This window comes from Peribacillus faecalis (assembly GCF_014712675.1).
Taxonomy (GTDB): Bacteria; Bacillota; Bacilli; order Bacillales; family DSM-1321; genus Bacillus_AD; species Bacillus_AD faecalis.
On sequence record NZ_JACXSI010000066.1, the window covers coordinates 76,244 to 88,339 of the forward strand.

9 protein-coding genes are annotated in these 12,096 nt (G+C 39.9%); 7 read left to right on the forward strand and 2 right to left on the reverse strand.

Going from position 1 to position 12,096, the window contains the following annotated elements; genetic code table 11:
* Positions 1 to 7: 7 nt before the first annotated feature.
* Genes IEO70_RS18490 through argF form a run of 3 tightly spaced genes read left to right on the forward strand, consistent with a single transcriptional unit; the run spans position 8 to position 5,155 of the window.
* Positions 8 to 1,090, forward strand: coding sequence for a carbamoyl phosphate synthase small subunit (locus IEO70_RS18490; RefSeq protein WP_190999849.1), 1,083 nt, complete (start codon positions 8 to 10; stop codon positions 1,088 to 1,090).
* Entirely contained in the window at positions 1,083 to 4,202 is a 3,120-nt protein-coding gene (locus tag IEO70_RS18495; RefSeq protein ID WP_190999850.1) for a carbamoyl phosphate synthase large subunit, read from the forward strand. The genes IEO70_RS18490 and IEO70_RS18495 overlap by 8 nt, the downstream gene beginning before the upstream one ends.
* On the forward strand, positions 4,199 to 5,155 hold the full coding sequence (gene argF, locus IEO70_RS18500; protein WP_190999851.1) for an ornithine carbamoyltransferase: 957 nt from the start codon (positions 4,199 to 4,201) through the stop codon (positions 5,153 to 5,155). Before IEO70_RS18495 ends, argF begins: the two co-directional genes overlap by 4 nt.
* A gap of 411 nt (positions 5,156 to 5,566) precedes the next feature.
* Here the strand turns inward: argF and IEO70_RS18505 are convergent, their stop codons facing one another.
* Positions 5,567 to 6,379, reverse strand: coding sequence for an undecaprenyl-diphosphate phosphatase (locus IEO70_RS18505; protein ID WP_190999852.1), 813 nt, complete (start codon positions 6,377 to 6,379; stop codon positions 5,567 to 5,569).
* 325 nt (positions 6,380 to 6,704) lie between these two features.
* Between IEO70_RS18505 and IEO70_RS18510 the strand changes: the two genes are divergently transcribed.
* Complete coding sequence (locus IEO70_RS18510; protein WP_190999853.1) at positions 6,705 to 6,884, forward strand: YjzC family protein; 180 nt, start codon at positions 6,705 to 6,707, stop codon at positions 6,882 to 6,884.
* A 229-nt stretch (positions 6,885 to 7,113) separates the two neighbouring features.
* On the forward strand, positions 7,114 to 9,702 hold the full coding sequence (gene clpB / locus IEO70_RS18515) for an ATP-dependent chaperone ClpB (RefSeq protein WP_190999854.1): 2,589 nt from the start codon (positions 7,114 to 7,116) through the stop codon (positions 9,700 to 9,702).
* A 304-nt stretch (positions 9,703 to 10,006) separates the two neighbouring features.
* Here clpB and IEO70_RS18520 read toward each other — a convergent pair whose 3' ends face one another.
* The gene (locus IEO70_RS18520; protein WP_190999855.1) at positions 10,007 to 10,195 is read right to left on the reverse strand and encodes a YjzD family protein; all 189 of its coding nucleotides are present in this window, start codon (positions 10,193 to 10,195) and stop codon (positions 10,007 to 10,009) included.
* Between the two features lie 340 nt (positions 10,196 to 10,535).
* Between IEO70_RS18520 and IEO70_RS18525 the strand changes: the two genes are divergently transcribed.
* Both IEO70_RS18525 and IEO70_RS18530 read left to right on the forward strand, forming a co-directional pair.
* A complete protein-coding gene (locus IEO70_RS18525; RefSeq protein WP_190999856.1) occupies positions 10,536 to 11,234 on the forward strand; it encodes an alpha/beta fold hydrolase in 699 nt (232 codons plus the stop codon).
* Between the two features lie 65 nt (positions 11,235 to 11,299).
* Entirely contained in the window at positions 11,300 to 12,079 is a 780-nt protein-coding gene (locus tag IEO70_RS18530; RefSeq protein WP_190999857.1) for a hypothetical protein, read from the forward strand.
* Positions 12,080 to 12,096: the final 17 nt, after the last annotated feature.

Sequence of the window (12,096 nt, forward strand, 5' to 3'; positions counted from 1 at the left end):
TGAGAGTATGAAAAGCTATGTACATTTAGAAAATGGGGATGTTTTTACCGGGAAATGGCTAACGGAGCAACCAGAGGGGAACGTAACAGGCGAGATTGTCTTTTTTACAGGAATGACAGGTTACCAAGAAGTATTAACAGACCCTTCATATAAAAATCAAATCGTCGTATTCACCTATCCTTTAATCGGGAATTACGGCATCAACCATGAAGATTTTGAGAGCAGCAAGCCGCACGTAGCAGGTGTGATTGTGCATAGAGGAGATTTGCCTCACTCTCATTACAATGCGAATTCTTCGCTTGTTCAGTACTTGGATAAATGGAATATTCCAATGCTTGGAAATGTTGACACGCGTGCTATTGTCAAACGCATTCGGACAAATGGATCAATGCAGGCTTGTTTGACAAATCAAGCTGACTTGAAGTTAGCTGAAATAAATCATGCCAATGAGGCACCAGTACCGGTTGTTTCTCAAAAGGAAATTACCGTTCACGGAAACGGTAGCCACCATATTGTGTTAATGGACTTTGGCTATAAAAAATCAATTGTGAATTATTTGATTGAAAAAGGCTGTAAAGTGACAGTCGTTCCATATAATACGTCTTATGAAAAAATTGCATCACTGCAGCCGGATGGCATTCTTCTGTCTAATGGACCTGGAGATCCAGTTGAGCTGCTTCCTCAAATTGATAATATTAGTGCTGTCGCATCTGCATATCCGACATTGGGAATTTGTTTAGGACATCAGCTAGTGGCATTAGCGTTTGGAGGCAAAACGAAGAAGCTTTTGTTTGGCCATCGCGGTGCAAATCAGCCGGTAGCTGATCTTGTAAACAAAACTGTCTTTATGACATCGCAAAACCATAGTTATGTCGTTGATGAGAGCAGTTTGCAACAAACTGATTTGCAAGTTCGTTTTCTTCAAGTAAATGATGGTTCTGTAGAAGGACTGCAACATGCAAAATTACCAATTCTTACAGCCCAATTCCATCCGGAAGCGAATCCGGGTCCGGCTGAAAGCAGCGTGATTTTTGATGAGTTTCTACAGAACGTAAAAAGTAATAGCGGGAGAGAAAAAGTGTATGCCTAAAGATTCTACATTACAATCTATCTTAGTAATCGGCTCCGGTCCGATTGTCATCGGCCAGGCTGCCGAATTCGACTATGGTGGTACGCAAGCGTGTCTCGCATTGCGCGAAGAAGGCTATAAAGTCATTTTAGTCAACAATAATCCAGCCACAATTATGACAGATGAAAATAATGCGGATGTCGTTTATTTCGAGCCGCTTACGAAAGACACAATTGAAAAAATCATTGTGAAAGAACGTCCTGATGGCTTGCTGGCGACACTCGGCGGGCAAACAGGTTTAAACTTAGCGTATGAATTAGATGAAGCAGGTGTACTAGATAAGTACAATGTACAATTGCTTGGTACACCAATTGATTCCATCAAAAAAGGAGAAGACCGTGAACTGTTTCGTCAATTAATGTTTGATCTGAATGAACCAGTTCCAGAAAGCATGATTGTCCACACAATTGAAGAAGCGGTCGCTTTCTCCGAAAAAATCGGTTTCCCGATTATAGTCAGACCGGCTTATACATTAGGTGGAACAGGCGGTGGCATCGCGGAAAGTGCGGAAGTATTTTATGAGCTTGTCCGCGGCGGTCTTCAAGAAAGTCCGATCGGCCAATGCTTAATTGAAAGAAGCATTGCCGGATTCAAAGAAATTGAATATGAAGTGATGCGTGACAGCTCTGGTACTTGCATTACAGTGTGTAACATGGAAAATATCGATCCAGTTGGTATCCACACGGGCGACTCCATCGTTGTAGCGCCTTCGCAAACGTTGACTGATCAAGATTATCAAATGCTTAGAGGAGCGAGTATTAAAATTATTTCTGCTTTAGGTATTATCGGCGGCTGTAATATTCAGTTTGCACTAGATCCGAAGAGCAAGCAATATTATTTGATTGAAGTAAATCCGCGTGTGAGTCGATCTTCTGCATTGGCTTCTAAGGCAACGGGCTACCCGATTGCGAGAATTGCTGCTAAATTAGCGGTTGGCTTACAGCTTTCCGAAATCATCAATCCGGTAACGAAAAGCACATATGCTAGCTTTGAGCCGGCATTGGATTATGTGGTGGTCAAGTTTCCGCGCTGGCCATTTGATAAATTCAAATCAGCAAACCGAAAACTCGGCACACAAATGAAAGCAACCGGAGAAGTTATGGCAATAGACCGTAATCTTGAAAGTGCCATCCAAAAGGCGGTTGCTTCACTAGAAATTAAGATGAACGGTTTGAAATTGCCTCGTCTTGCAGAAGTGGCAACGGAGGATTTGCTTGAGCAAATGAAGGCTGGCAATGATGAAAGATTCTTCATCATTTTAGAGTTACTTAGAAGAAAGTATTCTATGCAAGCTATTCATGAGCTGACGAAGATTGATTATTTCTTCTTGAATGTGTTCCAGACACTAATTTCAGCTGAATATTCAATCAGTGAAGAAAAGCTGGAAACTGTATCGCAGGAAACTTTAGCAACATTAAAAGAAATGGGCTTCTCGGACCGTTTTTTAGCGAATGAATGGCAAGTAGAAGAGCATCAAGTTCGTACGAAACGAAAAGAGCTCGGCATCATTGCTTCTTATAAAATGGTTGATACATGCGCGGCTGAATTTTCTTCTTCAACGAGCTATTTTTACAGCTCCTATGAAGGAGAGAACGAGCAAACACCATCTAACCGTAAAAAGGTGCTTATTATCGGAAGCGGACCGATCCGAATCGGTCAAGGAATTGAATTCGATTATTGTTCCGTGCATAGCGTAAAAGCTTTGCAAGACGAAAATATTGAAAGCATTATGATTAATAATAACCCGGAGACAGTCAGCACAGATTTTGCTACAGCTGACAAATTATATTTCGAACCGTTAACGCTCGAATATGTGCTGAATGTCATTGAGGCAGAAGAAGTTCAAGATGTCATTGTGCAATTCGGTGGACAGACAGCAATCAATTTGGCAGACGGACTAGAAAAGGCTGGCGTGAATTTGCTTGGTACATCATTTGATATTGTCGATCAGCTTGAAGATCGTAAACGTTTCTATGAAGTATTAGAAGCTTTGGCTATTCCGCATGTACCTGGTGCGATTGCCAATAATGAGGAAGAGCTTGTAGCGTATGCTGAAGAAATCGGCTTTCCGGTGCTTGTTCGTCCTTCCTATGTCATCGGCGGCGCAGGAATGAGTATCTATAACAGCAAACAAGCGCTTGAAGCTGGCATTACAAACAGTGTATATCCGATTTTGATAGATAAATATTTGCCTGGCAAGGAAGCAGAGGTCGATTTGGCTGCTGACGGAACGAACATTTGCGTGCCAATCATTGCCGAACATATCGAAAAAGCCGGTGTCCACTCTGGAGACAGTATGGCCTATTTGCCATCACAGACACTTTCCGACTCCGTGAAAGAGAAGCTAATCGATTATGCAGGTAAAATTGTTGAATATTTAGACTATAAAGGTTTAATGAATATTCAATACGTTATTTCCGGAGAAGATGTGTATGTGCTTGAGGTAAATCCGCGAGCTAGCAGAACAATCCCTATTATTAGCAAGGTGGCAAATGTTCCGCTTGTGCAAATTGCGACAAAAATATTGCTCGGGAAATATTTATTGCCAGAACTTGTAGAAGAAACGGGATTAATGAAGGAAATACCGTATTATGTCGTAAAATATCCTGTCTTTTCGACATTTGCTCTTAGCGGTCTCGACAGCAAAATTGGTCCAGAAATGAAGTCGACCGGTGAAGGTATCGCCATCGGGCATACGAAAGAAGAAGCGCTGGCAAAAGCATTCTTGTTTTTAGAGCGAAGCCTTAAGCATAACGGCAAGGAAGTATTTGTGTCACCTTCCGTAAAATTAGATGAAGCTTTGCAAAAGCAACTGCAAGAGTCCGGTTTGAGCTTAGCTAATTTAAATGATTTTGAAGGTTACTTAAAAGACAAGCGAGGCAAGGTCTTACTTTCTATAGATGACGAAGAACAAGTTGACCGTATAAAAGCAGCAAAATACCGATTGTTGACATTTTCAAATGTGGAGACATTTAAAGCATATTTACAAGGGGCATCCATCGAAGAAGTGGGCGTAAATTCGCTGCAAGATTGGTTGCATCTGCAAAAGAAAGGTGTTGAAATTGCACAATGACAGTGAAGACTGCGGAATATAAGAAAATAAGTGATAAGAAGGACTTTTTGACGGTAACGGATGTGAACAGCCAACAATTGTATCAGCTGTTAGAGTTGGCGAAAGAGATTAAGCAGAAGCATGCGGAAGGTGTGCCGTATGCGCCGCTAAGGGGAAAAACATTAGCGATGATTTTTGAGAAATCGTCCACAAGAACTCGCGTTTCATTCGAGGTTGGTATGTTGCAACTTGGAGGCCACGCGCTTTTCCTGACAGATCGTGACTTGCAAATCGGACGTGGTGAAACGATCAGCGATACAGCAAAAGTGTTATCGGAATATGTAAATGGCATTATGATCCGTACGTTTGAACATGAGAAAGTAGAAGAGCTTGCTAAAGAAGGTTCGATTCCGGTCATCAATGGATTGACAGATTCTGTTCACCCATGCCAAGCTTTAGCTGATTTGCTGACCATTCAGGAAGTGAAAGGTGAATTAAAAGGATTAAAGCTTGCTTATATTGGTGACGGAAATAATGTCGCTCATTCATTGCTTCATGCGTGTGCATTGGCGGGAATGGATATCTCGGTCGCAACTCCTGAAGGTTACGAGCCATGTGATGAAATTGTTGCCGAAACATTGCAGATTGCTGCAGCTACAGGCAGCAAAGTTGAAATTGTGACCGACCCTCACTTGGCAGTTAAGGAAGCTGACGTAGTATACAGCGATGTTTGGACGAGTATGGGGCAAGAAAGTGAAAATGAGAAACGGTTAAATGACTTTGAAGGTTTCCAAGTGAACAGCGAACTTGTTAAAGCGGCAAAACCGGATTATTTGTTTATGCATTGCTTGCCTGCTCATCGTGAAGAGGAAGTATCGACTGAAGTGATTGATGGACCGAACTCCGTCGTTTTCCATCAAGCAGGAAACCGACTTCATGCACAGAAGGCTATTTTAGTAGACTTATTGTCATAAGAGATTGCTCGTTTTTATACCGCCTGAGAAAGTTCTTTCTCAGGCGGTAATTTTATTTTTTTGTTTGCAAAATTTAAAAAGCACATAGCTTGTGCGCGGTGAGTTGGACTGATTAATTATGAATGGGATCGATTATTTCGGAATCTGGACCGATTAATTGCAAATGTAGACCGATTATTTAAAAATGTAGATTGATTATTTTCGAATGTGGACGGATTCTGTAGAAATGTGGATTAATTGTGCGGGATAGAGAGGTAAATGAAGAGTCAGTTGGCATGAAAAAAGTAATGCGCACAAATTCAAAACGAGCAGCCTACCTCAGGCTGCTCGTTTTCTTTAAAATGTCTCCTTTTTCATTGAAGTGGTATCAAGGAGTGAAACCAAAAATGAAAAGGACCGGTAACGGTTTTTCTAATGGAATAACAGCACAAATCCGCCGACAATAAAGCAGTAAATGCTGAAATAAATTAAGTTTCCTTTTGCCATGATGTTCATGAACCAACGTAAAGAGAAATAAGACATAATCAATGAACCAAAGAACGCTAACGCATATGGCAATGCCAAAGTAGCAAGCTGAGGATCATTAAAGATATCAGTAAAGCTTAAAATCATTCCTCCTAAACTTACAGGGATGAACAGAAGGAATGAGAAACGAAGAGCTGTCTCTTGCTTTGTTCCTAAAGCCATTGCAGTTACGATTGTCGCTCCTGAACGGCTGATTCCCGGGATTAGTGCTACTGCTTGAGAAAGACCAATTATAAGGGCATCTTTAAATGATAAATCACTATCGTTTTTACGACCTTTTAAGTTTCGGATTGACCATAGTGCAATACCTGTAATAATTAGCGCGATTCCAATTGTGACAACGCCTTTCAATTTATCGGCAATGTAATCTTCAAACAATAGACCGATGATTGCAGCAGGAATCGTTGCAACGATTAAATACAGAATAAAACGGAAATCTGATTTATAACTTTGCTCTTTTTTCGTCACATAAAGAACGCCGTTATGAGCTAGACGCCAAATATCCTCGCGATAAATGAGCAGAACGGCGATTAATGAAGCTGAGTTAACAAGAAGTTCAAAGCTCATACCGGAAACTTCTATGCCTAAATAATGCTGAATTAAAACAAGATGTCCGCTAGAGGAAACCGGAATTGGTTCCGTAAAACCTTGCACAATTCCTAAAAATAAATATTTTAGTGCTAAAATAATTTCTTCCACAAAATACCCTCCAATTTTCAAAATAAACTAGTCTAATTTAGATTTGCTTTCTATTAAATGAATAGTTTAAACATAGTAAAACTAGGTGAAAGTGTATAAAACATTGTGTGAAAGTTCACTTAATCATTTAACACTAATATGACATAGGAAGTAAAGTTTATTTTGTGTAAAATTTATTTCAAAATAATTTATAACGGAATAATGGCATTAAAATAGAAAACGCTTATTGTTTAACCGACTGCACGAAGGGAAAAACATGTAGCGACACAATATTTCATCTTGCCTCTGGGAATAATAAAACTGTCTGAAGAAGGAGGTTAAGAATATGGGACAAAGTCGACATTTTAAAAGTGGACAAAAAGCGCCGAATAACGGTTATTACATTGAAATCGGAGAAACCGGCAGCAATGTTGTCAATCCGAAGATGATTCATTTGAAAGCGGGGGAACGTTTTCCCGAATCTTCTAACCACAATCGCATTTGGACCTATCAGCGCAAACCGTGATATGTGGCAGTAACTGACAAGTTTACAGCAAGCCTAACAAAAGGGTTGTGCCGCAAAAAAACGATGCGGCACAGCCTTTTGTGTAAATCGCAATTTTCTGTAAATATTGCGTAAAAGTACAAAGACTTTGCTTTACATAAATTGATTCCGTTGTATAATATCAATAAAGGTCAAAAAAGGTCAAACGAACTTTTACATAACAATCGATCTGTTAGAGGAGGAGTAAGGAATGGATCTTAATAAGGTGACCGAAAGAGTGCAACAAGTATTGATGGGCGGACAATCGTTGGCTCAAAGTAAGGAACAGCAGCAACTTAGAATTGCCCATCTTTTAGTTGCAATGATGGAGCAGGATGATTACATGCTATTTAGGGTACTGGAAGAGCAACAAATCGATGTACAAGCCTTTAAGCAAACGCTTGATGACTTTATCGATAAACAGCCGCAAGTATCGGGAAATACAAACCTTTATATGTCGCAATCGTTGCAGGCAGCTCTTGATGCAGCCCGAAAACTTGCGGAGAAATTTGAAGATGAATATTTATCTGTCGAGCATTTAATTTTAGCGTTCTTTTCCAGTTCATCGGAAGAAATTAAACTGTTAAAAAATAAATTTTCTATTAATGAAAAATCAATATTGGCAACCATTAATCAAATAAGGGGGAATCAAAAGGTGACTAGTCAAAATCCTGAGAATACATATGAAGCCTTGAAGAAATATGGTCGAGATCTAGTAGAAGAAGTAAAGAATGGAAAACTTGACCCGGTAATTGGACGTGACTCTGAAATTCGCAATGTCATTCGTATTTTATCGAGAAAAACGAAAAACAATCCGGTTTTAATCGGGGAACCTGGTGTCGGTAAAACAGCGATTGTAGAAGGATTGGCTCAACGGATTGTACGTAAGGATGTACCGGAAGGATTGAAAGATAAAACAATCTTTTCGCTTGATATGAGCTCGCTCATTGCCGGCGCAAAATTCCGCGGTGAGTTCGAGGAACGTCTGAAAGCTGTTTTAAGTGAAGTGAAAAAAAGTGAAGGGAAAATCCTGTTATTCATTGATGAGATTCATACGATTGTCGGTGCTGGACGAACAGACGGTGCGATGGATGCCGGCAATATGCTGAAACCGATGCTTGCACGAGGAGAGCTTCACTGTATCGGTGCGACAACTTTGGATGAATACCGCAAATATATAGAAAAGGATCCTGCTTTAGAAAGACGCTTCCAGCAAGTGCTTGTTCAGGAGCCGGATGTGGAAGATACAATTTCAATCCTGCGCGGTTTGCGTGAACGATTTGAAATCCATCATGGGGTCCGTATTCATGATCGTGCTTTAGTAGCGGCTGCTACCTTGTCTAACCGCTATATTACGGACCGTTTCTTGCCGGATAAGGCAATTGATTTAGTCGATGAAGCATGTGCGATGATTCGTACCGAAATTGATTCAATGCCGACAGAACTTGATGAGCTGACAAGAAAAGTAATGCAGCTGGAAATTGAAGAAGCAGCTTTGAAAAAAGAAAATGATGAACCAAGTAAAAAACGATTGGTGGCTCTTCAAGAAGAATTAGCGAACTTAAGAGAAAGTGCCAATAGCATGCGCTCACAATGGGAACTTGAAAAATCAGGATTGCAAAAAGTGCAAGAAAAACGTGAAGCTTTAGAAAAGCTGAAACGGGAAATTGAAGATGCAGAAAATAACTATGACTTAAATAAAGCGGCCGAGCTTAAGTACGGTAAACTTCCTCAACTGGAAAAAGAGCTGAAGGAGCTAGAAGAAAAAGTTGAAAATCAAAAGGATGAAGGCAAGCTGCTGCGCGAAGAAGTAACAGAAGAAGAAATTTCTTCAATTGTATCGCGCTGGACAGGAATTCCAGTTACACGGCTGGTAGAAGGAGAACGTGAAAAATTGCTTCGTCTTGAAGAAGTACTCCATAAACGAGTTGTCGGACAGGATGAAGCGGTGCAATTGGTGGCGGATGCGGTCATAAGAGCACGAGCTGGTATTAAAGATCCGAACAAGCCGATTGGTTCGTTCATCTTTATGGGACCGACCGGCGTCGGTAAAACAGAGCTCGTAAAAGCATTGGCAGAAGCGTTATTCGACAGTGAGGACCATATGATTCGAATTGATATGTCCGAGTATATGGAGAAACATTCTGTATCCAGATTGATTGGTGCTCCTCCGGGATATGTAGGATTTGAGGAAGGCGGTCAATTGACAGAAGCTGTTCGCAGACAGCCGTACTCTGTAATTTTGCTGGATGAAGTGGAAAAAGCGCATCGTGACGTCTTTAACTTGCTGCTGCAAATATTGGATGATGGGCGTATTACTGACTCGCACGGCAGAGTCGTCGACTTTAAAAACACAGTCATCATTATGACTTCGAATATTGGGTCTGCTCATTTGCTGGAGGGAATGGAGGATGACACGATTACAGAGGAAGCGAGAGAACGCGTCTTCAATGAATTGAAAATGCATTTCCGTCCGGAATTTTTAAATCGTGTCGATGATATTGTTCTTTTCAAGCCGTTATCATTGAATGAAGTCATTAAGATTGTGGATATTTTAGTAGGCGATCTGCAACGACGCCTTGAACAGCGTTCGATTACTGTTTCATTGAGCGAAGAAGCGAAACGATTTATCGCAAATGCGGCTTATGACCCGGTATTTGGTGCCCGTCCGCTGAAACGATACATTCAAAAACACGTTGAAACAGCGTTAGCAAGACAGCTGATTGCCGATGGTGTGTCTGAGAACAGAAAAGCATCCATTGATGTAAAAGACAACCAACTAGTCGTTTCTATTAGATAGAAAACCGTCACCGGTCCTTTTTCATTATAGGATCTGCCACTTGATTTCTCTTCAATGAAAAAGGAGACATGTGGGAACCGAAATGCGGAAGCAGCTTGTAAGTAAAGGAACAGCGAATAAGGACGCTACGTCCGCATATCTTCGCCGCCATGGCCGCATGTCTTTGCGGCTGTGACCTACATCCTGTAGGCCTCAAGCATGGCAGGTGTAAAGTTAGACAATAAGAAAAACCATTACCGCATGGAAATCAACAGTGACAAAAAAGAGGGTATGCTGAATTATTCAGCATACCCTCTTTTCCTGCTTAATGATGTCCATTATCCACTGGTTCATTTGGGATAAGCAAAGGAAGTAAACATATTAAGATTGTCACAGGAACGGCAGTAATTAACCCGATATTAAAATCATAAGCTGCTCCATTCATTGAGCTGACAACATATGTAACCATTTGCATTAAAAGGAACACCCAAACAAAGGTAACGATATAACGCATGATATTCACCTCGAATGTTCATCAATACTTTTAACATAGTATCATATTTTTTAGAAAGAAGGAAATATCTTTTCCTGGTTACAGCACATTCTTTCCTGAGTATTCTAACTATAAAAAATTTAGAATACTACATACGGAAACTCATGCTATATTTATTATAAGCTAACTGTACAGAACTATACGAGCGATAAGCAGTGCTGGCGTTAGGAAGCAATTTTAACATTTGCGAATTTGGACGCACATTTATAGACTTAATCACTGAACTTTTAAAAACAAAATCATATACATAATAGAAAAAATAGTAGCAATAATGTTGGACTAAAGAAAGGATTGTCTAAAGATGTTACGAAGCTTTCAATATGATGAGCAGTGGAATATCGTTTATTACCCGACGAAGCCTAGCGGATTTTCTGTTTTTATAATTGGCGACCATCACCATTATGTTCAAAACCAAGATAGTTACTGGCTGCATCATCCGAGCCGTTTCCAGTTGCTGAAGCAATTGCGCAAAAATGGGTATACATGCTTTTCCTCCAATCTGTACGGTGAGCACTGGGGGAATGAAAGAGCGGTTCAATTTGCGAAAGATTTGTATCATATTGTGATGAAGGCGGAAACGCTTAATGAAAAAATACATTTGTTTGCGGAAGGAAAAGGAGCTCTTGTGGCTTTGAAATTGCTTCCTCATTTGCAGGAGTATATTCGCTCTGTCGTATTGCTAAACCCTTGCTTATCATTGAAGGAAAAATGGGAGCATGAGAAAGATCATAAAATATACTTTAAACCGTTTATGAAAGAAATAACAAAAGCATTCGGAGAAAAAACTGAACAGTTTGAAGATGCTCAGACACCTCTTAATGTGCCGCTAAAAGTCATACATGTAATGGGAAATGATAAGAAAAAGCAATTTCTCCTTTATCAGGATCTTAGAAGAAGAAACAACTCTGAAACAGAGATAGTGTATTTATTTCCGGAAAAACGCTATAAAGTAACTTTTGAAACCACTCGATTTTTTAAACAGCATGAATCAGTCCTTTAAATGAAAAGTGTGCATACATTACTTATAATAAGTATTTAAGGTACACTAATGGGGGACGAATAACAATGAAGAATGTTGTTTATGGTGTGTATCGATTTTTAGGTTTTCATATTTGCAGCTATCTGCTTGAAAATGGTGAGGAGGTAGTGGGATATGATTGGGATCCGGAAGATATGCAGGCAGAAGAAAAACAGTTGATGATTGGAAGGAATGCAAATTTCTCGTATTGTGACGAACAATGGACGTCGGAATCTGAGGCGCAACTTTTGATATGTTTATTTGATTATCTGCAAAATCCTATTAATACAGAAAATCAGTTTCAGCAAATAATTGACGATCTTGACTTATTTTTAGAAAAGATACAAAAGGAGAGAACTGAAATTGTTGTTTTCCTTCCTGAACAAGTGCTGGACCATTTTCATTGCACTCTCAGTGAATGGAGGATTAAAATGAACCAAGATTATGCTGTTCGCTATGTGTATGTATCGGAGTTATATGGTCCGTGGCTCCCTTCTTTTAATGCAATGACGAAGATTATGAGGAAGGAAAAAACGGTACTAAAAGAGAATATGTCGAAATATATATATATAGATGATTTTTTGCGAAGTTGGAAAGATCTTATGGCGATTAATAAGAGTGAAATCATTGTGGCAGGGAAGCAAAATGAACAATGGCAGCAAGATCTGAAGTTATATGTTGCTGAACGAGGTTTAGTTTTTGCCGAGCAGGATTATTGTGAAATAGAGGCTGATTTATTAATAGAAGCAAAAACTAGTTTAGTAGAAGGCATAAAGTTGATGGAGGAGCATGAAGCAATGCTTAATATGCTCCGTAAACGGTTTTAGAAAGGAATCATTAATTT